Annotated in this window: 22 protein-coding genes; 7 read left to right on the top strand and 15 right to left on the bottom strand. The window is 68.8% G+C overall.

Annotation, left to right across the window (positions count from 1 at the left end):
• The first annotated feature begins 367 nt into the window (after window positions 1-367).
• Window positions 368-820, top strand: a complete 453-nt coding sequence (locus DFR74_RS18270; RefSeq protein ID WP_067511327.1) for an RDD family protein — start codon at window positions 368-370, stop codon at window positions 818-820.
• A gap of 63 nt (window positions 821-883) precedes the next feature.
• Here DFR74_RS18270 and DFR74_RS18265 read toward each other — a convergent pair whose 3' ends face one another.
• On the bottom strand, window positions 884-1,627 hold the full coding sequence (locus tag DFR74_RS18265; protein WP_067511326.1) for a DUF4191 domain-containing protein: 744 nt from the start codon (window positions 1,625-1,627) through the stop codon (window positions 884-886).
• A gap of 80 nt (window positions 1,628-1,707) precedes the next feature.
• Window positions 1,708-3,906, bottom strand: coding sequence for an elongation factor G-like protein EF-G2 (locus DFR74_RS18260; protein WP_067511325.1), 2,199 nt, complete (start codon window positions 3,904-3,906; stop codon window positions 1,708-1,710).
• 232 nt (window positions 3,907-4,138) lie between these two features.
• On the opposite strand from DFR74_RS18260, the gene DFR74_RS18255 reads away from it, so the two are divergent.
• Window positions 4,139-4,492, top strand: a complete 354-nt coding sequence (locus DFR74_RS18255) for a hypothetical protein (RefSeq protein WP_067511324.1) — start codon at window positions 4,139-4,141, stop codon at window positions 4,490-4,492.
• Window positions 4,489-5,391 (top strand): WXG100 family type VII secretion target, encoded by a 903-nt coding sequence (locus DFR74_RS18250; protein WP_067511323.1) that lies wholly within the window; start codon window positions 4,489-4,491, stop codon window positions 5,389-5,391. Before DFR74_RS18255 ends, DFR74_RS18250 begins: the two co-directional genes overlap by 4 nt.
• A 66-nt stretch (window positions 5,392-5,457) precedes the next feature.
• Here DFR74_RS18250 and DFR74_RS18245 read toward each other — a convergent pair whose 3' ends face one another.
• From DFR74_RS18245 to DFR74_RS18220, 6 genes are all read right to left on the bottom strand, one after another.
• Window positions 5,458-5,913 (bottom strand): hypothetical protein, encoded by a 456-nt coding sequence (locus tag DFR74_RS18245; RefSeq protein WP_147265849.1) that lies wholly within the window; start codon window positions 5,911-5,913, stop codon window positions 5,458-5,460.
• Between the two features lie 142 nt (window positions 5,914-6,055).
• Window positions 6,056-6,835 carry a glucosamine-6-phosphate deaminase gene (gene nagB, locus DFR74_RS18240; protein ID WP_067511321.1) on the bottom strand — a complete coding sequence of 260 codons (780 nt, stop codon included), beginning with the start codon at window positions 6,833-6,835 and terminating at the stop codon, window positions 6,056-6,058.
• 112 nt (window positions 6,836-6,947) lie between these two features.
• Window positions 6,948-8,138, bottom strand: coding sequence for an N-acetylglucosamine-6-phosphate deacetylase (locus tag DFR74_RS18235; protein WP_228791594.1), 1,191 nt, complete (start codon window positions 8,136-8,138; stop codon window positions 6,948-6,950).
• The gene (gene ptsP, locus DFR74_RS18230; RefSeq protein WP_067511320.1) at window positions 8,135-9,802 is read right to left on the bottom strand and encodes a phosphoenolpyruvate--protein phosphotransferase; all 1,668 of its coding nucleotides are present in this window, start codon (window positions 9,800-9,802) and stop codon (window positions 8,135-8,137) included. Before ptsP ends, DFR74_RS18235 begins: the two co-directional genes overlap by 4 nt.
• The gene (locus DFR74_RS18225; RefSeq protein ID WP_067511319.1) at window positions 9,802-10,071 is read right to left on the bottom strand and encodes an HPr family phosphocarrier protein; all 270 of its coding nucleotides are present in this window, start codon (window positions 10,069-10,071) and stop codon (window positions 9,802-9,804) included. Before DFR74_RS18225 ends, ptsP begins: the two co-directional genes overlap by 1 nt.
• Before the next feature lie 2 nt (window positions 10,072-10,073).
• On the bottom strand, window positions 10,074-11,417 hold the full coding sequence (locus tag DFR74_RS18220; RefSeq protein ID WP_084537914.1) for a PTS transporter subunit EIIC: 1,344 nt from the start codon (window positions 11,415-11,417) through the stop codon (window positions 10,074-10,076).
• 241 nt (window positions 11,418-11,658) lie between these two features.
• Here DFR74_RS18220 and DFR74_RS18215 point away from each other — a divergent pair, with 241 nt between their 5' ends.
• Window positions 11,659-11,889 (top strand): glucose PTS transporter subunit EIIB, encoded by a 231-nt coding sequence (locus DFR74_RS18215; RefSeq protein ID WP_067511318.1) that lies wholly within the window; start codon window positions 11,659-11,661, stop codon window positions 11,887-11,889.
• Between the two features lie 40 nt (window positions 11,890-11,929).
• Window positions 11,930-12,391: a PTS sugar transporter subunit IIA gene (locus DFR74_RS18210; RefSeq protein ID WP_067511317.1), complete on the top strand. Its 462-nt coding sequence runs from the start codon at window positions 11,930-11,932 to the stop codon at window positions 12,389-12,391.
• Between the two features lie 76 nt (window positions 12,392-12,467).
• Here DFR74_RS18210 and DFR74_RS18205 read toward each other — a convergent pair whose 3' ends face one another.
• The 6 genes from DFR74_RS18205 to DFR74_RS18175 form a co-directional block, all read right to left on the bottom strand.
• Complete coding sequence (locus DFR74_RS18205) at window positions 12,468-13,208, bottom strand: GntR family transcriptional regulator (protein WP_067511316.1); 741 nt, start codon at window positions 13,206-13,208, stop codon at window positions 12,468-12,470.
• Window positions 13,209-13,943: 735 nt separating this feature from the next.
• The gene (locus DFR74_RS18200; protein ID WP_067511315.1) at window positions 13,944-15,239 is read right to left on the bottom strand and encodes an AAA domain-containing protein; all 1,296 of its coding nucleotides are present in this window, start codon (window positions 15,237-15,239) and stop codon (window positions 13,944-13,946) included.
• Window positions 15,239-16,723, bottom strand: coding sequence for a hypothetical protein (locus DFR74_RS18195; RefSeq protein WP_067511314.1), 1,485 nt, complete (start codon window positions 16,721-16,723; stop codon window positions 15,239-15,241). The genes DFR74_RS18200 and DFR74_RS18195 overlap by 1 nt, the downstream gene beginning before the upstream one ends.
• A gap of 100 nt (window positions 16,724-16,823) precedes the next feature.
• Complete coding sequence (locus tag DFR74_RS18190; RefSeq protein ID WP_067511313.1) at window positions 16,824-17,909, bottom strand: hypothetical protein; 1,086 nt, start codon at window positions 17,907-17,909, stop codon at window positions 16,824-16,826.
• Window positions 17,906-18,742: a hypothetical protein gene (locus DFR74_RS18185; protein WP_067511312.1), complete on the bottom strand. Its 837-nt coding sequence runs from the start codon at window positions 18,740-18,742 to the stop codon at window positions 17,906-17,908. The genes DFR74_RS18190 and DFR74_RS18185 overlap by 4 nt, the downstream gene beginning before the upstream one ends.
• A gap of 683 nt (window positions 18,743-19,425) precedes the next feature.
• A complete protein-coding gene (locus DFR74_RS18175) occupies window positions 19,426-19,674 on the bottom strand; it encodes an excalibur calcium-binding domain-containing protein (RefSeq protein ID WP_067511311.1) in 249 nt (82 codons plus the stop codon).
• 312 nt (window positions 19,675-19,986) lie between these two features.
• Here DFR74_RS18175 and DFR74_RS18170 point away from each other — a divergent pair, with 312 nt between their 5' ends.
• Entirely contained in the window at window positions 19,987-21,516 is a 1,530-nt protein-coding gene (locus DFR74_RS18170; RefSeq protein ID WP_438944315.1) for an endoglycoceramidase I, read from the top strand.
• A 122-nt stretch (window positions 21,517-21,638) separates the two neighbouring features.
• On the opposite strand, the gene DFR74_RS18165 is transcribed toward DFR74_RS18170, so the two are convergent.
• Window positions 21,639-22,271 carry a DUF2397 family protein gene (locus tag DFR74_RS18165; protein WP_113975182.1) on the bottom strand — a complete coding sequence of 211 codons (633 nt, stop codon included), beginning with the start codon at window positions 22,269-22,271 and terminating at the stop codon, window positions 21,639-21,641.
• 156 nt (window positions 22,272-22,427) lie between these two features.
• Between DFR74_RS18165 and DFR74_RS18160 the strand changes: the two genes are divergently transcribed.
• A complete protein-coding gene (locus DFR74_RS18160; protein ID WP_067511366.1) occupies window positions 22,428-23,903 on the top strand; it encodes an AAA family ATPase in 1,476 nt (491 codons plus the stop codon).
• Window positions 23,904-24,032 lie beyond the last annotated feature (129 nt).

Raw genomic sequence — 24,032 nt, 5'->3', positions numbered from 1 at the left:
TGGGTGAACCTATGGAGCCGGTGTTTCCCAGCAATCAAGGCTGTGTTTCGCCAGTGTTACACGTGCGGCTGACCGGGTGGGGTTGCCCACCCGGGCTCGAACAGCATGCTAATCCTGCCACTTCTCTCCCGCGCGACGCGCTGAGCACCCGGTATCCGGCAAGAGTGCCACGATTGCCGCCGCCTAGCCGATCCGGCCGGACGAAGTCCGCCCGCACCCCGGTGTGACCGGAGCAACGACGGGGAAACGGCCGGTTCGCCGTGATGTTGCCGGGCGGCCGGTGCGCGGGCGTCCGAGCGCCGGGTCGCCCGCGTCCGTCGCCGATGGCCGGAGCGGAGGCCGATGGCGCTACGCCTATCCTGGACCCATGGCGCGTATCACCGGATCCTGGCTCACCGGCCCCGAGGCGGACCCCGGCGACTCGGCCCGTCCCGACTACCCCGGCGAACTGCTCGGGCTGCCGAAGGAGGGCCCCGGTTCGCTGGCCGGCATGGGCCGCCGGATCGCGGCGATGTTCGTGGACTGGATGATCGCCGTCGGCATCTCGGCCCTGATCGTGCGCGGTATCAACGCCAACCTGCCGCTGGGCATCTGGTTCGTCACGGGTATCGCGGCCGTCACGCTGTTCGGGTTCACTCCCGGCCAGTACTTCCTCCGGCTGCGGGTGGTCCGGATCGAAGGGCCCATCCCGGTCGGTTTCGTGCGCGCGCTGGCCCGTCAGGTGCTGCTGGTGTTCGTGATCCCCGCCCTGTTCACCGACGCCGACGGGCGCGGTATGCACGACCGGGCGACGGGGACCGCGCTGGTCCACTCGCGCTGACGCCGCCCCGAAAACGACCGCGGCCCGCTCCCCCGAAGGAAGCCGGCCGCCGGGGTCCGGCGATCAGCGCCGGCGAATCGTGCGCTGCAATCCGCGCATCTTCGCGCCGGTGGGCATCGGCCCCTTCGGCAGCGCGGGCCCGGTGCGCGAGCTGAGCGCGGCGAGGCGGCCCTCGATGTTCTCCATGCGCTTGGCGTCGATATTGCGGGGCAGCTTGGTGAGGTGGCGTTCCAGGTTGCGCAGCGGCACCTGGCCCTCCTCGTTGCCGATGATGATGTCGTAGATCGGGGTGTCGCCCACGAGGCGGGCGGCGCGCTTCTTCTCCTGCGCGATGAGCGGCTTGAGGCGCTGCGGCGACCCCTCGGCCACGAAGATCACGCCGGGCAGGCCGATCACGCGATGCACCGCGTCGAGCTGGGTGGTGGCGGCGACGCCGTTGGTGACGCGCCACTTGCCGCGCAGATTGTCGAGCACCCACGCGGCCGCGCCCGCCTGGCCCTCCGCCTTGGCGTACACGTTTTTCTGCACGCGGCGGCCGAAGATGATGAACGCGACGAGCACACCGAGCAGCAGGCCGAGCGGCAGCATGAACCACTGCGCGCCGAACAGCAGGCCGATCCCGAAGGACGCGGCGGTGATGACCACCAGCGCGCCGATCATCAGCGGCAGCAGGAGTTTGTCTTCCTTGCGCTGCATCTGGAACGCCTGCCAGAGCTGCTGACGCCGCTCCTTCGACGCCTGCTTGCGCGCCGCCTTCGCCGCGGCCTTCGCTTCCTTCGACGGCTTACCGCCCTTACCTGCTGCCATAGGTTTCAGGATAGTGGGCCGGGACGGGCCCGCGGACACGGGACGGTCGACCGATTCACCGACAGCGGCAGCTCACCCCCTCAGCCGGCCGCGCCCTCCCGCATCGACGCCGCCAACTGCGACGGCATCGGTTCGTGCCGCGCGTAGGTCCGGCTGAAATCACCCGTCCCGTGCGAGAGCGACCGCAGGTCGATCGCGTAACGGCTGAGCTCCAGCTCCGGAACCTCCGCCCGGATGCGGGTGCGCCCGGTGCCGTGCGGTTCGGTGCCGAGCACGCGCCCCCGGCGACTGGACAGGTCACCGAGCACCGGCCCGAGATAGTCGTCGGACACCACCACCCATACCTCGGCGTATGGCTCGAGCAGGCTGATGCCCGCCGCGTTCGCCGCCTCCCGCAGCGCGAGCGCGCCCGCGGTCTGGAACGCGGCGTCGGAGGAGTCGACCGAATGCGCCTTGCCGTCGAACAGCGTGACGCGCACGTCCACCAGCGGGTGCCCGGCCGCCACCCCGCGCGCGGCCTGCGCCCGCACGCCCTTCTCCACCGACGGGATGAACTGCCGCGGCACCGCGCCGCCCACGACCTTGTCCACGAACTCGATCCCGGACCCGCCCGGCAGCGGTTCCACCTCGATCTCGCACACCGCGTACTGCCCGTGCCCGCCGGACTGCTTCACGTGCCTGCCGCGCCCCTTCGCCGGTCCGGCGAACGTCTCGCGCAGCGCGACCCGGTGGTCCTCCACGTCGACCTGCACGCCGAACCGCGTGCGCAACCGTTCCAGCGCGACGTCGCGGTGCGCCTCGCCCAGGCACCACAGCACCAGCTGCCGGGTGTGCGGGTTGTTCTCCACCCGCAGCGCGGGGTCCTCGGCCGCAAGCCGGGTGAGCCCTTGCGAGAGCTTGTCCTCGTCGGCCTTGCTGTGCGCGCGAATCGCGATGGGCAGCAACGGATCCGGCATCGGCCACGGTTCGATGACCAGCGGTTTGCCGGTCTCCGAGAGCGTGTCGCCGGTCTCGGCGTGTCCGAGCTTGGTGACGTAGGCGATGTCGCCGGCGATGGCCTCGCCGAGCGGGCGCTGCTGTTTGCCGAACGGCGCGGTGACGGAGCCGACGCGTTCGTCCACGTCGTGATCGGGATGCCCGCGCTCGGCCATGCCGTGCCCGCAGACGTGCACGGTGTCGTCGGCGTGCAGGGTGCCGGAGAACACCCGCACCAGCGACACCCGTCCCACATACGGGTCCGACGAGGTGCGGATCACCTCCGCGGCCAGCGCCCCGCGCGGATCGCAGGGCAGCGGACTCGGCCCGCTGCCGTTGGACGCGGGCGCGGCCGTCACCACGTGCTCGGTGGGGGAGGGGAACCCGCCCGCGATGAGGTCGAGCAGTTCCAGCGTGCCGAGCCCTTGGCGCGCGTTCTCGGGGGCGGGCGCGCCGAACAGCACCGGATGGAATCCGCCCCGCGCGACCGCTCGTTCCAGGTCGGTGACCAGCGTTTCCAGTTCGATGTCCTCGCCGCCGAGGTAGCGGTCCATGAGGGATTCGTCCTCGCTCTCGGCGATGATGCCCTCGATGAGCCGGTTGCGCGCGGCGGTCAGCTGCTCGGCTTCCTCCGGTGTCGGTTCGCGGCGCACGGCCTCCCCGGACGAGTAGTCGACGACGCAGTTCGGCAACAGTTCGATCAGCCCGGTCACCGGGCGATGCCCGTCGGCGGCGCGCGGTCCGTAGACCGGCAGGTGCAGCGGCAGGATGTTGTCGGCGGCGCCGCCGCCCAGCACGAGCCCGCAGGTCTCGACCATCTCCTCGAATTCGGTGCGCGCGGTGTCGAGGTGGGTCAGCACGATCGCGCGCGGCACGCCGACGGCGGCGCACTCCTCCCACAGCGCGCGCGTCGCGCCGCTCACCCCTTCGGCGCCCTCGGCGGAGGAGATGACGAACAGCGCCGCGTCGGCCGCGCGCAGACCGGCGCGCAACTCGCCGACGAAATCCGCGTAGCCCGGAGTGTCGACGAGATTGATCTTCAACCCGTCCCAGCCCAGCGGCACCACCGACAGCTGCACGGATCTGTGCTGCCGATGCTCGATCTCGTCGTAGTCGGACAGGGAGGTCCCGTCCTCCACCCGCCCCGCCCTGTTGACCACCCCCGAGGTCAAGGCCATCGCCTCGACCAGCGTCGTCTTCCCCGCCCCACTGTGCCCGACCAGCACCACATTCCGTATTCGCTCCGGCCGGTCCACCGACACGACACCGTTCCCCCCGGCAGAACCATTCGTTTTGTCCACCATGGGTCACGCTTCCTCGCCTCGACACCGCGGTTCCTTCGAGCTTCCCACCGATCCGAGCCCGGCGCCCGCGAATCGCCGCAGATCCCGGGGATCGGTGGGGAGGTGGATTCGATGGAACCGAATCGCGACCCGGTGCGTCGAACCCAGAGAGAACAGACATGAGATCGCGTCGGTCTCGGAACGTCGGACACCGTGCGGTGGTGATCAGGGACCGCTCGCGCGGAGAAGGGGTGTGATCGTGCAGGCTCCCAACGCCATCTCCGTTGATCCGGACGAAGTCCGGAACCACGCGGCGAAGCTGGTGACCTTGATGGACAGCCTGTCGCGCTGTTTGGAGGCGGCGACCTACTTGCGGTCGGCCGACGATGGGTACGGCTTGATCCCGCGACCGATCGTGCAACTGATCATGGACGACAATCACCGGAACACGATCACGGCGATCCGGAAGCTGAGCGAGGACGTCGCCCGGCTGCCGGATCTGCTGAATATCGTCGCGACGACGTTCGACGAGAAGGACGCCGCCTTCAGCAAGTCGCTGACAGAGCTGCGCGACGAGATCGTCGACGCGGGTGGGAGTGCCGCGTGAGTACTCCGATCGGCAGCTGGCTCAACGAGAACACCCCGGGATTCGACGACGAGAAGCCACCGGAGGACAACGACCTCGTCGCCGAAGGCACCGACTACCGCAAGGAGTATTTCCAGGAGCGGGCGTTCCTGCATTCGAACATCGGTCTCGCACAGGACGACGAGACCGGAGTGCCGGGCTTTCTCGACGGCACGATCGCGGGTGATTCTTGGGAGGCCTACGCGAACCTGCGCAACGGTAAGACGTTCGAGGCGATCACGGGTGGCGTGATGGCCGCGACCACCGTATGGGAGGCCTTCTCCGATCCGTTCGGTTTCGCCGGAGGGCAGGTCGCCGGATGGATGCTCACCGATGTCGAGCCCCTCCGCAAGACGCTGGACGCGCTCGCGGGCAACGACGAGATGATCGCAGCCTACTCCGAGACCTGGGGGAACATCGCCGAGGAGCTGACCGAGATGGCCCGGAACTGGGACACCGGACTGAAGGCCGACATCTCGACCTGGACCGGCGACGCGGGCGACGCATACCGCTACCGCGCGGGCGATCTCGTCGATCAGATCGGGGGCGCCTCCGGTGCGGCGGCCAGCATGGGTGAAGCGATGGAGCTCATCGCGAATGTCGTCAAAGCGTTCCGGAAACTGGTGCAGGACATCCTGTCCAGCCTGCTGGGCGCGCTGATCGGGTACACGATCGAACTGGCGGTCACATTCGGCGCCGCGGCGTTGCACGTCGCTGCGGCGGCGCAGATGCGCATCGCCCGCGACGGGGTCAGGGTCTCGATGATCGTCGCCGACATGGGGAAGGCGCTGCTGGACATCAAACCGTTGACGGAGGCGGTGGGCGCCGTGCTCAACGCGATCCTCGGGAAAGAGAACCAGCCCGGGCAGACGCCCGCGTGAATGGTCGCGACAACCATCCCGACGGTTCTTCGGGGTAGGATTTCCGCGTTCGCAACCCTTCGGCAACTACGGGTGGAAGGTCGGTGTGAGTCCGGCGCGGTTCCGCCATTGTGAACAGCATCGGCCGATGCTGTCAGCCACGCACTCGTGCTCGCGGGGGAGGAGAGCCACGGCGCTGGGCGTCGACGGGCGGCGATGCACTTCGGGTTGATCGTGTTGTGCGCCGTCCTCATCGGTGCGCTGGTCGCCGCGGACCACAGCCTCATCCACACAGGCCCCCTGCGCGTCGGCCCGGCCGTGGAGATCGCGAGTATCGCCTTGATCGCGGAGCGGGTCCGGACGGTTGCCGAGATCGCCTGGGGCCCAGTCGAGGTCGCGTGGCGTCTCGCGCGAGCGTGTCAGGTCGAGTTCGTCGACGCACGGGCCGGACCGCAGAAAATCCTTGAACTCGACGGTCCCACCGCCGAGCCGGTGTTCGACGAGTCGGATCGCTTCGACGCGATCTTGACCATGCTGCGTCACCACTCGCCTCCGGTCTGTGGTGGCCAACTCGCATGTCCGGCCTGGCGTGCCTGCCGAGCCACGGCGTGCCACAGCCTCGTTCCGCGCGCTTGTCTTTGGTCTGCGGCACGGGATGAACGGCGCGACATGCAGTGGCACTATCTCAAAAGATCTGCCAGGGCGGCTTGTTCTCCAGCGCGTACCGGTAGTAGTCGGCGAGTTTCAGTTTGCTCGCGGCGGCTTCGTCGATGACGACCGTGACGTGCCGGTGCAACTGCATCACCGAAGCCGGGCAGAACGCGGACAGCGGTCCCTCCGCGGCGGCGGCGATCGCGTCGGCCTTTCCCGCGCCGAAGGCGATCATCACCAGGTGGCGCGCCTCGGAGATGGTGCCGAGGCCCTGGGTGAGGACATGGTGCGGCACCTCGTCGGGGCCGTCGAAGAAGCGAGCGTTATCGCGACGCGTCTGGGCGGTCAGGGTTTTCACGCGGGTGCGCGAGGTCAGCGCGGAGCCGGGCTCGTTGAATCCGATGTGCCCGTCGGTTCCGATGCCGAGCAGTTGCACGTCCACCCCACCCGCCTCGGCGATGGCGGCGTCGTAGCGGCGCCCCTCTGCGGCGATGTCGGCCGCCTCCCCGTCCGGGCTGAACACCTGCGCCGGGTCGAGGTTCACGTGGTCGACGAACTCCGAGCGGATCACCGAATAGTAGGACTGGCTGTGCGATTTCGGCAGGCCCACGTACTCGTCCAGCAGGAACGCGCGGCAGCGCGCGAAGTCGAGTCCGTCCTCCCGGTGCCGGCGCGCGAGTTCCCGGTAGCTGCCGAGGGGGGACGAACCGGTCGCCAGTCCGAGTGTCGCCGGACCCTTTCGCACGTAGTTCTCGACGATGTCGGCGACGGTGGTGGCGACCTCGTGCGCGGTCGCCCGGATCACGATTTCCATTGGTCTCCTTCAGTTTCCGGAAACTTCTGCGGGCGGGGGCATGACTTCACTGCTCGCCGTGTGTCAGCGTCGAGGTGCTGGGCCAGGCCCCCAAGGTCGGGGTGATCCCCGCTCATCGCACCCACCCCGCGACGTCCGCGCCCGCCACCAGCACCCTCCGCGGCCGCAGGTCCGCACCGGTGACGACCACATCGGCGCGACAACCCGGCGCGAGCGCCCCGCGCTCACCCTCGAGGCCGAGCATCCGCGCCGGCGTTCGTGTGGCGGACACGACCGCCTCGCCGAGATCCACACCCGCCTCGAACACCGTGTACCGCACCACATCCAGCAGACTCGCGGTACCGCCCGCGATCGCGCCTTCGCTCCCGTCACCGGTCGTGAGCCGCGCGACGCCCCGGCTCACCGTCACGTCCAGCGGTCCGAGCCGGTACGCCCCATCGCTGATCCCCGCCGCCGCCATCGCATCGCTGACCAGCGCGATCTGATCCGCCCCGACGGTGTCGAACACCATCCGCACCGTCTCGGCCGCGAGATGCACGCCGTCGGCGATCAATTCGACCACCATGTCCCCGCGCCCCGCCGCCGCGAGGCACGCGGCGACCGGTCCCGGCGCCCGATGGTGCAGCGGCGGCATGGCGTTGAACAGGTGCGTCGCGGTGAGCCGTCCGCCCGCGGCGTCCGCGATGCGCGCGGAGGTGGTGGCGGCGTCGGCATCGGTGTGCCCGAGGCTGGACAGGATGCCGCGCTCCCGCAGCACGGTGAGCAGTTCGCCGAAGCGCGGCGTCTCCGGTGCGAGCGTCATCGACCGCACGGTGTCGCGCGCGGCGTCGCAGATCCGCTCCAGCAGCCGGGGATCGCCGGGGATGATCGACGCGGGGTCTTGCGCACCACAGCGAACGCTGTTGAGGAACGGCCCTTCCAAGTGCACGCCGAGCAGGTCCCCGTCCTCCACCAGATCAGCCAGAACGGACGCCTGCCGCAACAGATCCGCCGGCGGTGCGGAGACGAGGCTCCCCAACAGACCGGTGCTGCCGTGCGCGCGATGATGCGCGGCCGCGATACGAGCCCCCGCCGCATCGGCATTCGGGAAGCCGGCCCCGGCACCGCCGTGACAGTGCAGGTCGATGAGCCCCGGGAGGATGATCGAATCAGTCGGCGCGGGAACAGGTCCGGCGTCGGGGTAGTCGCGCGCATCCCGCACGCGAGTGATCCGTTCGCCCTCGATCTCGACCACCCCGTCGGCGATCTCACCGTCTGGGGCGCCGATTATCCTGCCGCGCAGCAGGATCGCCGCTGCGCTCATGCCGTACCCAGCACGGCGGCCACGGCCGCTCGCGCCGCATCCGGCCCGACCGCCGCCGCCGCCGCGGCGGCCGCATCACGGCACCGTTCGATATCGTTGCCCGCCAACGATACTCGCACACCGGCGAGCGCGGGCGGCGCCATCGACAGGCTTGTCATGCCCAACCCGACGAGCACGGGAGCCAACGCCGGATCCGCCGCCGCCTCCCCGCACACGCCCACGGGCTTGCCCGCCGCCGCGCCCGCCGCGCCGACCATCTCGATCAGATCGAGCAGCGCGGGCTGCCACGGGTCGAGCAGGGGCGCGAGCCCGCCCGCCATGCGGTCCGCCGCGCAGGTGTATTGACTCAGGTCGTTGGTGCCGATGCTGACGAAGTCCAGGTGCGCCAGCAGATCCGCGGCACGCAGTGCGGCCGAAGGGATTTCGATCATCGCCCCCACCTTCGTGAGGCCGTGCCCTCTGGCGAGCGCCGCGAATTCGGCGGCTTCGGCGGCGGTGGCGACCATCGGCGCCATCACCCACAGGTCCGCACCGGTCGCCGCACCGGCCCGCGCCAGTGCGGTCAGCTGGGTGGCGAGCGTGTCGGGGTGCACCGTGCCGACGCGCAACCCGCGCACGCCGAGCGCCGGATTCTCCTCGGCGGGCAGCTCGAGGAACGGCAGCGGTTTGTCCGAACCGGCGTCGAGCGTCCGCACCACCACGCGCCGTCCGGCGAAGCTCTCGAAAACCTTTGTATACGAGTCGATCTGCTCCTCGAGGGAGGGCGCTGTCCGCCTGCCGAGATACAGGAACTCGGTCCGGAACAACCCGACACCCTCGGAGTCGGTCTCGGCCGCCCGCGCGGCGTCCTCGGTGGTGCCGATATTGACCAGCAAGCGAATCGGCGTGCCGTCGGCGGTGCGCCCCGGACCGTGCGCCGCCGCCAGCCGCGCCTGAGCGGCCTCCGCCCGCTCCGCCGCTTCGCGCTGTCGCCGGGGATCGGGATCGATGACGACCTCGCCCGTGCCGCCGTCCAACAGCAGGGGCGCGCCCTCGACCAGCTTCTCGGTACCGGGGCAGTTCACCACGGCGGGCAGACCCAGCGACTTCGCGAGGATCGCCGTGTGGCTGGTCGGCCCGCCTTCCTCGGTCAGCAAGCCGACCACGTCGCTCTCGCCGAGCATCGCGGTATCGGCGGGCGCGAGATCGCGCGCGACCAGGATGAACGGAAACCCCGGATCGGGAATACCGGGCGTGGGGACGCCTAAAAGCTCTGCGACAGCGCGGTTTCCGATATCGCGGAGGTCGGTCGCCCGCTCGGCCATGTACCCGCCGATCGCCTCCAGCTTCTCGCTGTATCCCTCGACCGCCAGGTGCACCGCGTGCGCCGTGGGCACGCCGTCGTCGAGGTGACGTTCGGCGGCCGCGACCAAACCTGGATCGCGGGCAAGGGCCGCCGAGGTCACGAGGATCTCGGCGGCCACACCCTCGACACGTGTTGCGCGCGCGTCGAGTTCGGTCGCCACGCTCTCCAACGCGGCGCGCACCCGCTCCTTCTCCGCGGCGACGGAGCCGCCGACCGGGTCGTCGGGGGAGGTGGTGACCGCGGACCCGAACCGCAGCCAGGGCGCGCACACCACGCCCTGGCTGACGCCGAGCCCGCGCAGGACCTGGTCGGCGGGCATCAGGCCGCGTCGAGGTCGGAGGCGAGCAGGTCGGCGAGCGCGTCGAGCACCGCGTCGCTGCCGTCGCCGTCGGCGTGCAGGGTGACCTCCGCGCCCTGTCCCGCGCCGAGCGTCATCACGGCGAGCATGCTGCTCGCGTCCACCGGCTCACCCGTCCCGAGCGAAATCCGCACGGGGACAGCGGCAGCCGCGGCGGCCTGGGTGAACTTCGCGGCGGGGCGGGCGTGCAACCCGACCGTGGACCCGATGACGACCGTGCGTGTACCCATGCTCACTGACCTTTCTTGTCGGTATCGGGCTTCTCGCCCGGTTCGGCGGACTTGCCCGGTTCGGTGCCGGTGGCGGGTGCGTCCTGCGCGCCGGATTCGGCTGCCACCGTGGTGGTTTCGGCGCCGTTCTCCTCGGCGTCGGTCTCCTCCTCGCGGCCCGGCGTGCGCAGGTTCCACCGCTTGATCACGAAACTGAACAGCGCGTAGTAGATCAGCGCGTAGAGCAGGCCGATCGGGATGAGCATCCACGCGTTGGTCGCCTTGCCGAAATTCAGTGCGTAGTCGATGAATCCGGCCGAGAAGGTGAAGCCGTCATGGATGCCGAGCGCGTTGACCAGCGCGTGCGAGGTGCCCGTGAGGATCGCGTGCACCACGAACAGCGGCCACGCGACGAACATGAAGGAGAACTCCAGCGGTTCGGTGATGCCGGTGAGGAACGCGGTGAGCGCCGTGGAGATCATGATGCCGCCCACGACCTTCTTCTGCGAGGGCCGCGCGTGCCGCCAGATCGCCAGCGCCGCCGCGGGCAGGGCGAACATCATGATCGGGAAGAAGCCCGTCATGAAGGTGCCCGCGTCGGGGTCGCCCGCGAAGAAGCGGTTCAGGTCGCCGCGCACGATCTCGCCGTCGGCAGTCTGGTAGTCGCCGATCAGGAACCACACGGTCGAGTTCAGGATGTGGTGCAGACCGGTCGGGATCAGCAACCGGTTCGCCGCGCCGTACACGCCGCCGCCCACCACGGAGTTCTCCGCGACGGTCTCACCGACCCAGCTCAGCGCCGAATTGAACAGCGGATACAGGAACGCCATGCCCACGCCGACGACCAGGCCGGTCACCGCGGTCAGGATCGGCACCAGTCTGCGGCCGTTGAAGAAGCCCAGGTACTCGGGCAGTTTCGTGCGATAGAACCGCTGCCACAGCATGGCCGAGAGCAGGCCCATCACGATGCCGGCGAGCACGCCGTAGTCGATCATCGCCTGTTCGCCCGCCGGATTGGTCTTACCTTCCAGGACCACCGGCGACATCGCGTCGAAGACGCCGTCGATCACCATGTACCCGACGACGGCGGCCAGCGCGGTCGACCCGTCGGCCTTCTTCGCCCAGCCGATGGCGATGCCGACCGCGAAGATCAGTGGGAGCCAAGTGAATACGGCTTGGCCCGCGGCGGAGATCACCGACGCGGCGGTCTCCATGGCGCTGAACCGGCCGAGTAGGTCGTCTTGACCGAGCCGCAGCAGGATGCCCGCCGCGGGGAGGACGGCGATCGGCAGCATCAGGCTCCGGCCCAGGCGCTGGAGCCCGGCGAACACTGTCGATTCGGATTTCGGGGTGTCTACGGCAGTCATATCGACCCTCTTCGTGCGCCGGTTCCCGGCGAGTTTCGGCGTGTCGGAGGCGCCGGCAGGGGTGCTCCGGCGGATCCTGGTGAACTGTTGTGAACCGGCGAACCAACGGGTACTGTCCGGTCATAACCAGTTGTCAGTTTGACCAGGTCGCAGCCGGATGTCAACAGCGGAATATGACCCAGGCAACATCCCCGGCTCGCATACTTGGCACGGCAACCTCGGCTGACCAGGGAGAAGAAACATGTCCAAAGCGGAAGCGATCGTCAGCGGTCTCGGCGGCGCGGGCAATATCGTCGAGATCGAAGCGTGCATCACCCGGCTGCGCACCGAGGTGCGCGACGGCGACAAGGTGGACGAGGCCGCGCTCAAGGCGGCCGGCGCGCACGGTGTGCTCAAGGCGGGCACGGTGGTGCAGGTGGTCGTCGGCCCCGAGGCCGACACCCTCGCCGAAGACATCGAGGATCTGCTGTGAATTCCTTGTGCCCTAATGCTTTTCGTGGCGAGGTGTGGGCATGACGGTGTCGGTGCTCGCGCCTCTGCCCGGCCGCGTTCTCGCCCTCGCCGACGTGCCGGATCCGGTGTTCGCCGGGCAGCTCGTCGGCGCGGGTGTGGCCATCGATCCCGCTCGCGGCCGGGGTGCGCTCGAGGTGGTCTCACCTATCGCGGGCAAGATCGTCAAACTCCACCCGCATGCCTTCGTCGTCCTCGGTGGTGGCGTCGGTGTGCTGGTCCACCTGGGTATCGACACGGTGAAGCTCGCGGGGGAGGGGTTCGAGCTGCTGGCCGCCGAGGGTGCGCAGATCGAGGCGGGTGATCCGGTGGTCCGTTTCGACCCGGCCGAGATCGAGAAGACCGGGTATTCGGTGATCTGCCCCGTGGTGGTGATGGATTCGAAGCCGGACACTGTGCCGACCGAAGTGGTGGGCTCGGAGGTCGAGGCCGGGGGAGAGCTGTTTCCTTGGGGGACAGGGTAGTTCGGCTGTTACGCGGGGTCCAGGTGAGTCGAAAATCCTGCGCGGCAGGGCAATTCGCCCCGACGCAACTCGCGGCTCAGTTCCCGCGCGCGAGCTTCTCCTGTCCGACCTCCATCTGTAGCTGGTATCGATCCGATCGGTACCAGCTCTCCGTGTGCTCCATCGGCCGCTCGCCGCTGAACGACACACGGTCGAAATGCAGGACGGGAGCACCCTTTTTCGCGCCCAGCAACGCCGCGATGCCGGTGTCGGCGGCGCGCGCGTTCACCGTCTGCTCGGCGCGTTCGATGGGCCTGCCGTAGCGGTCGGCGCAGATCTGGTAGATCGACTTGCTCAGGTCGTGCTGTAGCAGTCCGGGCAGCAGGTCCGGGTTGAACCAGCCGTCGTCCACGCTCACGGGCACGCCGTCGGCCAGGCGGAGTCGCTTCACGTGGTAGGCCTTCGCGCCCTCGGCCAGGCCGAGCACCCGCGCCGTCACCTCCGGGACCTCGTCCTCCTCCGCGACCAGCACCACCGTCGTCGGCTCGTGCCCCATCGCCCGCATCTCGACCGTGAACGATGCCAGATGCAGCCGCGACTGCACCGGCCGGTGCGCCACGAACGTGCCCTTCCCGCGCACCCGCACCAGATGCCCCTCGTTCACCAGCTGACCCACGGCCTCGCGCACCGTGATCCGGCTGACCCCGTAGTCCTGCATCAGATTCCGCTCACTGGTCAGCAGATCCCCCGGCTGCAACTCCCGCGTGATCCGTTGCAGCAGAATGGACCGCAGTTGCTCGTGCTTCGGCACTGCGCTGTCACGCAGAGGTGCGGGCATAGCGGCGGCTCCTAGCTCGACATACCGGTCGGCACCCCTCCCGGCAACAGGTCCCGTCCGGTCCGGTCCGGTCTGTTCCGACAATACTCGGCCGGTCCTATCCAGGACAGGGGCGATCCGGCAGAGCATCGCACGCGCCCTCCCCTCGACCGGCGGCGCCGGAGATCGAGGCGCCCGTGGGCGACCATTCGCGCCCGCGCGGGCCCATCGTCCGCCGGGTCGAATCATGCGGGCGTCCCGCTCGTCCCCACGGGACCCATGGCGGTCGGCCGGGTCTTGCCCCGGCTGGATCTTCGGCGGCAGCTCGTCCTCGTGCGGCGTCGGCATCCGGGATCACTGGTGCTGACCAACTCAGGGGCGGCGCGGTCGGGTGCGAACCGCGCCGCCCGTCAACACTTCACGCCGTGACGCGCCGTGCCGACGATCGGAAGGTCACACCATCAGCCCGCCCCTCACAGATCCTCCTTCGGCCGAGGACTGTTGCGCGGCTGGGACGTCGACCGCGGATCCGGCCTGCACCGCGACCGATTCTCGGACTGCACCGCTGGCCGGGGTTTTCGATTCGGGTTGATACTCCAATGCTTCATGCGTACTTGGACGCCCCGCCCCCCGATCCGGTTCCCTCGAATCCCCACAAATATCGATCAGCTATAAATCCGCCATCTATACACGTCCGGACAGGCGGGCGACGCCGCGACCTGGTCCGATGTCCGGGTACCGGTTGGTACAGTCCGGTCAGCGCCCCGCCACCCGGTGGTTGGCGAGGTGGGTGAGGATGGCTTGGTTGGCTTCCCATCCGTCGGGGAACTTCACCGGCACGCCGAGGTGGACGGGTTCGGCGGAGGGGTGGGCGTCGAGGAGTTCGGGGATGCCGGCGCGGCCGACGAGGATGCAGGCGTGGCGGTGGCGGGACGCGAGCACGCAGAGGCGGCCGGCTTCGAGGTGGAAGGCGCTGGCGTCGCGGCGTCCGGAGAGCGGGTGCAGGACGACGGTGACGTCGTATTCGCGGCCCTGCAAGCGATTCGCGGTATCGACGGTGACCGTCTCCCCGACGGTGCCGCGCAAGGCGGTGCGCACCGCCTCGGCCTGATCGCGGTGGGCGGTGCCGACGGCGACGCGTTCCGCGGTCACCGGCCGTGAGCCCTGCTCGGAATGCGCGGTGCCGCCGCGTTCGAGCAGGCGGCAGGTGATCTCCGCGATCGCCCGCACGGCCTCGCTGTCGGTGCGCAGCGTGTGGCGGGCGGGCAATTCGTACCAGCCCCACCCGTGTTCGGCCGCCTCGTCCAGTATCTCGTCCACCGGACCGCGCAACCCGCGCGCCGCGAATTCCATACGGCGATCATGGATTCCGGTCCCGGCGCGAAACTCGTTGAAGGGGTAGAACGCCTTCGACACCACCGGAGCCGCCGTGGCCGAGAGTCGCCAGGACACGGGCAGACTGTGCACGGGAATGTCGTCGTTATTGGCCAACATCACGCTGACCGCGCTCATCGTTGGATCCCAACCCAGCCCCGCCCACCGATCCACCTCGACGGTCGCGAACGGATCGAGCTGACCGGGATCACCCACGAACAGTCCGTGGTCGAAGCGATTCGCGATGCGCAGCAACATATCCGACCGCATCTGATACGCCTCGTCCACGATGGCGTGCGGCCAGCGCCCGTCGTCGATCGTGGCCCACTTGGCGGCGGTGCCGATGAGGATCGTGCTCTCGGCGAGGTCGCCGATCTTCTGTCCCACCGTCACATTCGGGCGGTCGATCCGCTCCGGTGTGGGATACCCGGCGCGCGAGAGCCTTCCGACGCGCAAGGCGGGATCGGCCGTGGCGAGCCGGTCGATGAGGTCGTCGACCTGCTCGTTGGTCTGCGCCACGATCATGTGCTGCCCACCGGATTCGGCGAGCTGCCTGGCGGCCCGCACCACGAGCGTCGACTTCCCCGCGCCCGGTGGTGAATCGACCACCACGGCGCGGTGTGATGTGTCGGCGAGGTCGGCGAGGATGCCTTCGACAGCCGAGTCGGCGGTGCGCATCACAGTTCCTCCTGGGGTTCGGATTCCGGCGTCCACTCCGGTGGTGGGCCGCCGTGCGTCCACGGAGTTTCCTCGCGGGCAGGAAGTTTCGCGGGCGGCCCGCCACCGCCGATCTTGAATCCGGCGAAGCATACGGTGTCGCCGAGCTCGGGGATCGATCCGGCGCGCGCGACTTTCCCCGTGCCCATCCCACCGGACAGTTCCATCGACACGACGTCGGGTGCGCTGCCCTCGACCGTCAGAACCCGCCCCGACTGGCTCGGGTTGGCGACATTGCAGAATTCGTCGTCCTCGGCGGCAACCACCGGATCGCCGGTCCGCACCTGCAGAATGGGGCGCAGCACCGCTCGGTTCTTCTCGCTCCGCACGACCCGCTCCGGATCGACGCCGACGACAGTTCCGACGAAAGCCGTTCCGGCCAAACGGTGTTCGAGCATCACCCGGGGATCATCGAAAGCCCTTTCCGCTTCGTACTTTTCGAGCGCCCGTTCCCGATCCAGGAGTTTCCGCACCGCCGACACCGCGGAATCTCGCCGCGCCTGCGGCACGCCCTCGGGAATCGACTGGGCGAAGTAGGAGAAGGAACCGACATCCTCGTTCCACCGGCGTGCGACCCGGGCGCCCGGCTCGAGCTCGCGCAGCAGCGCGAGACCTTGCCACAGGAGTTGCCAGGTCGGCTCCACCTGTGCGCGCAGGGCACGCTCGATGCGCCGCGCCGCCACGGCCTTCGTCACGTCATCCGCTTCGTCGTAGGCGGCGATGAGCGGAGCGAGTTCCTCGTTGTCGAAGCCGGGATCGGTGGCGGGGCCGGCTGGCGGCACCGACAGCGGGTCCTCGGCCCGAGCGGCGGCTTCGGGGCCGGTACTTCCCGGTGGGGGAGCGATCCATCCGAGCAGAGCTGCCAGATTGGCGTCCTCCAGGGATGATTGGCCGGTGGCCCAGTGCGACGCGAGCACCGATGTCATGGGCAGTAGCGCGCTCGAACCAGGGTGTTCGGCGCGGTCGCACAGCCAGGTCAACCACCGGCCGAGCAACGGAATCGACTCGGGGACAGCGTTTTCCCCTTCGGTGCGATGGAAGCGCACCGAGCGCCCCAGCAACTTCAGGAATCCCACACCGCCGGCGTTCGGCACCCACAGCTGCGGCGCGTCGAGGCAGCGCTCGTAGGTTTCGCCCGACTTGCTGATCAACTCCTCGGTGTTCTCGGCGTAGGCCGCGAGGTGGGGGAGGACCACGTCGGCCAGCTCGGCGAGAAAACGCAAACGCAGCACGCGGTCTCGTGGTTGCGGGACCGTGAGCAGCGTCGGCTCGGCGGGATCGGTGCCCACCATGACGGCCAGCGGCGCGGCGGCCTCACCGGCGAGCTTCAAGGGCACCAGCACGAGCGGATGGTCCGAGAGGTGGACGTGGCGCACCTCGGCGATGCGCTGGGCGCGGCCGTCGCGGACGGCGTGCAGGCGGGCCAGGGCGGTCAGGACGCTCATGCGGCACCCTCGGATGGCGCTGCCCCGGCATTGCGTCGCGGGCACTCCGTTCCCGCTCGCCCGATGCGCGCCCGGAACGCGAGCCGGTCGCCGAACGCGCTCATGCGGAGAGCTCCGAGCGGAGCCGTTCGGCCTCGCGCAACATCCTGGTGATGTCGGCGAATTCGGGTCCCAGGTCGCGGGAGCCCTCGGCGACAGCGAGCACCGTGTCGATGTCATCGAGCCCGCCGAGGTCGTCACACACGCCGCGGCCGAGGGCGTCCACGGTGCCGCCTTCCCGTGACGCGGCGCGGCACGCGAAGGCCAGCTCGCACGACGACATGCATTCCGGCGCGTAGCGCGCGGGAATGCCGGTGATGGTCTTCGCGAGATGCTCGCCGGGCGCGAAAGACGCTCCGTCCGGAAGGGTTTCGATCAGCTCGTGGATCGAGGTGAGCCGCGACAGCTGACGCGACACCACCGCGATCTGCTTGCGCAGATCGACCAGCTCGGCGGTCGGCCGGTTCGTGAAGTCCTTCGTGCACACCAGAATCACGTTGTGCGACACCAGATCCGGCGACTCACCGATCTCGGTCATGAGTTCGCGCAGCGCGATCACGTAGACGGCCGACTGGCGTGCGGCGGCGGCCACCTGCACCGGATCGGCCTGCCCGTCCACCACCGGGAACGATTTGATCTCCACCACGTGGAAGCGCCCGCCGATCTGCAGAGCGACCACATCGGGCTCCAGATAAGCGGTGGCCCCGGCGATTTCGAGGCGCAGCATCGGATGGTCGAACAGGGTGCCGTCACCGGAGCTGATCGCGTGGGCGAGCAACTGCCGGGTGCGCTTGTAGCGCACGGCGTTACCCGCGTTGTCGCCGACGGAGTTCAAGTCGTGGTAGGCGACTTCCGGGATGGCGAGCCCCAGCTTCTCGCGCAGCAGCGCCAGCAGTTCGGCGCAGCCGTTGTCCTTCACCATCGCCTCGAAGGCGTTGCCGCGTGTGATCGCGAACTGCGACTGGCCGAACTGCGGTGGGAACCCGAGTTCCCTGGCGATGGCGGCCTTGTCGACGGACGCCGCGTCCAGCAGCGCGCGCCGCGCGCAGCCCGGGTTCGCCGTCAACGCCGCGATGGTGCGGGCATTGTGGCGGCACGCCGGCGCCGCGCCGCGCAGCTCATCCAGTCGTGCCGACAGTGTGTTCATCCCACCTCATTTCGTCCACGGGCCACGCCGAGCCGTATCCCGAAGTAGCGGGCGGCGTCGTCGAGCTGGTGATCCGCGCGCCGCGCCGCTTCGGCGCGCCGGCGCGCGTCCTCCTCGCGGTGCACCGCGAGTTCCCCTGCGGCGGCGTCGATCACCGCGACGGGGTCGATCGTGTCCGGCGAACCCTGCACGCCGGGAACGGAAACCGCGAGCTTCCACAGCACCCGCCGCGCCCCGGGGCCACTGTCCGGGCGGTCCGCGAGGTGCCCGGCGAGCCGGATGGTGGCGGTGAGCAGGTCGACGCGCGGGCTCAGCGGCCCGATCATCCGCTGCGCCAACGGCCACGTGCTCACCGCCATCAGCCCGCGGGCCGGGGCGAGGTGATCGGCCGTGAGCGCCGCGCAGATGTAGTACGGCCGCGTGAACGGCGACGCGCGGAACGACCGTTCCTCGTCGCGCCGCAGACTGGTCAGCCGGGCGGGCACCAGCGCGCCCGAGAAGAACGACTCATGAACGGCCAGAACGAGTTTCGGCGAAGCCGGCGCGCCGATCAAGGTGAGCGCCCGGTGCACGTGCTCGCGAATCGGCATCGCGGACGCTTCCGCCGGCGCGGCGATCCGAGATGTGCTCGGCGCGGCCATATCCGGCTCCGCACCCGGTGCGGTCTGGTCCTGGGTGGTCCCCAGCACCGCCGCATCCCACGCATCCTCGGTCCGCCGCAGTTCGGCGCGCAGTTGCCGCGCGGTCGCCCGATCCCCGGCCGCCACCGCGCGCCGCACCCCGGTGCGCAGCTCGGCGATGCGCACCTCCAGTTGCTCGGCGGTGTCGGTCACGGCGCGAGCGTATCCAGATCTTCCAGCAAAGTCCAGCATTTTCCAGTATTTGCCCGAAAGTGGCGGGCAGTGTCGTCGGAGTGTTGTGCGCACCGTAGCGGCGCGGTCCGACAACAACTCCCGTCTCAAGGCGGGAGATGTCCGAGAGTTCACTCGCACCCGATGCCGTCGCGATCACGGTCGAGTTCGTATTCGTCGGGCCCGATGACCTGGACCCGGCCGGTATAGACCGGTCCGTTCCCGCTGCCACCCGCGCAGTCGACGTCGCTGACGATGGGGAGGCAGGGGATGTACGAGGGGTGGCAACTCGGTGCGGGTGCGGGTGCTGGTGCGGCGGGCGCAGGAGGAGGTGTGGCGGGCGCGGGCGGAGGTTGGGCCGGAGGCAGAGCCGTCGTGAGCGACGGCGGTTCGGTGACCGCGGGGAGTGTGGGGGAGGCAGGCATTCGAGCTGTCGTAGCCGAGGCGGGCGTCCGCGAGGTCGGAGACTGCTCCACTCGCGACTCCGTATCGAGCGCGCACCCCAAGAGGACCGCCAGGCAGGCGGTGCCAGCCACTACATGCCGCGCGCCCATCGCGGCCTCCTTCATCACGAACCGGGCGTTCACCGGGAATATCGCGTGGGTCCGAGCCCTCGCTACAACCAGATGCGGGTGGGGTGCCCGGAACCCGAGCACCCCGCTCCTTCACTCGCAGCCGATGCCGTCGCCGTCGCGATCGAGACCGTACTCATCCGGTCCGATCACCTGGACGCGACCGGTGTAGACCGGTCCGTTCCCGCTGCCCCCTTCGCAGTCCACGTCGCTGACGATGGGCAGGCACGGGGTGTAGGAAGCGTGGCATTCCGACGGCGCCGCGGCGGCCTCCTGCGGGGTAGCGAGGGCGAAGCCGAAGGCGGCGATCGCGGCGGAAGCGAGGGTGACGATGTACTTCATTGTGCTCCATTCAGTTGTTCAGCGCCGCATAGTCTGCCACGTCGTCATCGGTGAATCACAAGGTAGGGGAGGGGATTTCATGTCGAGATGGAAGGGGCCTCGGTGTGCTTGACTACGGAACGAGGCTTCGTGGGGAGGTGGCCGTTAGGGTTGTCCGGGAGTTGTCTGCTCAGGCGCGTTTCGCGGCAGGGGGACAATGTTCTAGTGGGCTACAGGCGAAACCGCCCGCGGTGCACCATGCCTCGCTACCATTCCAGCGAACTGGACGGCTGACCATTTAACTGCGGGTCGGCTGGGAAGTGAGGTTGGCGGATGGTCGTAAGGATGATGAAGTGGCGGACTCGCGCCGCCGTGATAGTCGCGTCGGCTGCCTTGGCGGCCGCTTCTCTCGCGATACCTGTTGGTGCGGAGCCGAATTCGCTAGCACCCATCCGCGCTGAGGGTAGGTACCTCGTGGACGGCCACAACCGAGTGGTGCTCCTGCACGGCGTGAACAACGTCGACAAGGACGCCCCGTACGTCGAGCCGGGCGACGGCTTCACGCTCACCGCCGAGGACGCGAAGCTCCTGGCCCGCCACGGTTTCAACACGGTCCGGCTCGGCGTCAGCTTCGACGGATTGATGCCCGAGCGAGGCGTCATCGACACCGCCTACCTGAACCGAATAGCGTCGGTGGTGGATGTCCTTGCCGCAGAGGGCATCTACACCCTGCTCGACAACCATCAGGACGGCCTGTCGAAGATCTGGGGCGGCAACGGATTTCCTGAATGGTCCCTGCGCTCACGCCCCGGCGCGGCCGAACCCAACCCGGGCTTCCCGCTCTACTACCTCATGCCCAGCATGAACCGCGGCTGGGATGAGGTGTGGAACAACGACAATGGCGTCCTCGACCATCTCGGAGACGCCCTCGGCGCGTTGGCCGCGACGATGAACGGCCGCGCCGGCGTCCTCGGCATCGAACTCATGAACGAGCCGTGGCCGGGATCGGCGTTCCTCACCTGCTTCCCCGACGGTTGCCCGCGCTTCGATGCGAAATACCAAGGCGCGATGCAGAAACTCACCGACGCGGTCCGCGCCCACAACCCCACGATCCCGGTGTTCTGGGAACCCAACGTCACCTGGAACGAGACCATGCCGACCAATCTCGGCAAGAACCCGCCCATCACTTCCCCGGACATCGTCTTCGCGCCCCACGACTACTGCATTCCCAGCCAACTCGCCATCTACCTCGGCCTCCCCGAAGCGCTGCGCGCCCTCTGCGGCCCCCAGCAAGACAAGACCTGGTCCAATATCGACTCCTTCACCCACCGCGCCGACATCCCCACCCTCGTCACCGAATTCGGCGACGGCGACCCCACCGTCCTCCACAACACCCTCACCCGCGCCGACGCCCGCTTCATCGGCTGGCACTACTGGCACTACTCCTCGACCGCCGGTGGTCCGGACCCCTTCACCGGCGCGATCGGCACCGAACTCGTGCGCACCTACCCGCGTGCGACCGCGGGCACCCCGGACGGCATGATCTTCGACTCCACCAACGGCGACTTCGCCTACCGCTACACTCCCCACCCCGCCACTGCCCCCACCGAGATCTACGTCTCCGACCTGCATTACCCAGAGGGATGCGAAGTCGAAATCGACGGCGGGACAGTGACTTCGGCACCGGGCTCGCGTGTGGTCACCATCGAACCCGCCGGCGCGGCACCGGTCACGGTCCGTATCCACAGGCCAGGGTCCGACGGCGCCGAGGTGCCGTCGGGACCGATCAGTACGGGATCGTCGTCGGGTTCATCCGGATTCGGGTCTTCCGAAACAGACTCGACTTCTGGCTCAGCACGATGAGACACCGGCTCGCGCTGGCGTAGTCGGTCCCTGGTTGATTCGAGCGGGCTGGCGCGCCGACGGTCATGCCCACACTCATTTCGTGGGGCGTATCGGGAGCCGTCGAGTCGGAGGGCTGTTCTTCACGTTGGACGCGCGAGTCGAGCCGCTGGGCTCGGCAAGAGATTCGACAAAGCTGGGCGAACGGGGTTCGCTGGAGTCGTCGCCAGCGAAGCGATGATGCGGCGGACTCGGAATCGGCGGTCGAGGTAGGAGGGCGTCAGGCGGCGATTCGACCGGTGAAACGGAACCGGGTCCAACGGTGCGGTCGACCTCCATGGCCATAACGCGGTGGGGCCGCTGGCCCGAGGTGGACGATGAGGCCGTGCGGCGGTGGGTGTCAGCTGGAACCGGTCGCGCCTGCGCAGGAAGTCTTCGCCGGTGCGTGCCGGTTCTTGCCATCGCGTCAGGACCCCCCACTGCACAAGTCGGTCCAGACGCGCGTCGAGCGCGAACACGTCCTCGTGCACGAGCCGGTCGGCGGTTTCCGGGGAGCCGGTGCGGGCGCGCACCCATGCCTGCAGCTGGGTCGACACCTCATCGTGCGACATGCCGGTGAGGCTCGTGTCCTGTGCTTCCAGTATCACGTCGACGATCGCCCGGTACTGCGCCGCGAACCGCGATGAGAGGTAGGCCGGAATCAGCTCCTGCCCCGGTAGGTAGGCAGCCCATTGATCGACTCCCCCGGCCTCCGGAAACTCCTCCCCGGTCGTCACGGACTCGACCATAGCTCGCCGGAGGGGGGCGATGCGGCGCTTCGCGGGACGCGGTGCGCACGTTGGGACCTGACACGTTCGCCATGGGCCCTATCCGATCGGATGCAAGGAGTACACTCCTTAGGACTGTACTCCTAAAACCTTGGAGCAATGGCCATGCGGAAGCCTGATCGCCTGTTCGACCGGGTGGTGGAGTGGGACGGCTTGGTGTCATTCGCGTCGCGCCCGGCCCGGACGGCGCAGTTGGGGATCGTCAGTGGGCGGCGGCGGATGGGGAAGACGTATCTGTTACGGGCGTTGGTCGAGCGGTTGGGTGGGTTCTACTTCGGGGCCACGACGGCGACCGGAGGGGAGTCGCTACGGCAGTTCGGGGCTGCGGTTGCCGCGTTCGCCGGCTCCGAGGTGCCGATCTCGTTCGACAACTGGGATCACGCGATCGCTTATCTGTTCGGTCTGGGTCGCGATCGCGCGGACGAGCCGCTATTGGTGGTGATCGACGAATTTCCGTATCTGGTGAAGGCGGTTCCGGAACTCCCCTCGTTGATGCAAAGGGAGATCGACCGGTACCAGGTGGAGCCGAGTGGGATTCGGGTGTTGCTCTGTGGTTCCGCACTGTCCGTAATGGGTGGCTTGCTGGCCAGCAATGCGCCCTTGCGTGGCCGGGCTCAGCTGGAGATGGTGGTCAGTCCGTTCGGGTATCGCGACGCCGCGCAGTTCTGGGGTGTGGCGGCCGACCCGCCGTTGGCGGTCCAACTGCACGCCGTGCTGGGCGGAACTCCCGCGTACCGGCGGCAGTTCCTGGCCGACGATGTTCCCGCGTCGCTGGACGACTTCGATTCGTGGGTGTCGCGCACGGTGTTGTCCCCGCTCAGTCCGCTGTTTCGTGAGGCACGCTACCTGCTGGCCGAAGAGGCCGAGATCCGCGATACCGCGCTGTACCACTCGGTGCTGGCCGCGGTCGCCCAAGGCAACAACACCCGGGGCGGGATCGCCGGCTATATCGGCCGGAAGGCTGTGGATATCTCGCACCCGCTGACGGTCCTGGAGGACTGCCATCTGCTGGTGCGTGAACAGGACGTGTTCCGGGCCGGGAAGTCGGTCTACCGGATCACCGAACCGTTGATCAACTTCTACGAGGCGGTGATGCGTCCCGCGTGGGCGCGGCTCGAGAGTGGGCAGGCTCGGCAGGTGTGGGCCCGGTCGAAAGAACGGTTCGCCGCGCAGGTCGCGGGACCGCACTTCGAGGCGATGTGCCGGGAGTTCATGCTCGGTGACGGTGTCGAACTGCTCGGCGCCGAGGCTGTGTTCGGTGAGGTGGGTTGCGGGATCGTCCCGGATCCGGCCGCGCGAAAGCAGATTCAGGTCGATGTCGCGGTCAAGATACCGGGGGACGGCGGGCGCAGCGCCGCTGTGGCGATGCTCGGAGAGGCGAAGTGGGGTGTGACCATGGGCGTCGGCCACGTGGATCGATTGGCCCGCGCGCGCGAACTGTTGGCCGGGAGCGGAGTGGACACCTCGAACTGCCGCCTCGCCTGTTTCAGCGGTGCGGGATTCAGTGACGCTCTTCGGCAACGGGCCGATCAGGATTCGGATGTGATGCTCGTCGGACTCGCGGAGATGTACGCCCGGTAGTGGTGAAGGTTGGGCGAGAAGCCCGAGGGGGCTCGGGCGTCTCGCGTTTCGGATTCGGTGACGGGTGAATTCGTGCGAAGCACGGTCGGCTGGGGCTCGATCCGATCGGGCGCGCCAGGTGTGACCAGT

It is taken from the genome of Nocardia puris, assembly GCF_003315035.1.
Taxonomy (GTDB): domain Bacteria; phylum Actinomycetota; class Actinomycetes; order Mycobacteriales; family Mycobacteriaceae; genus Nocardia; species Nocardia puris.
Note: the sequence above shows the minus strand (reverse complement) of the source record. Positions and strands in the feature narration are given on the sequence as shown.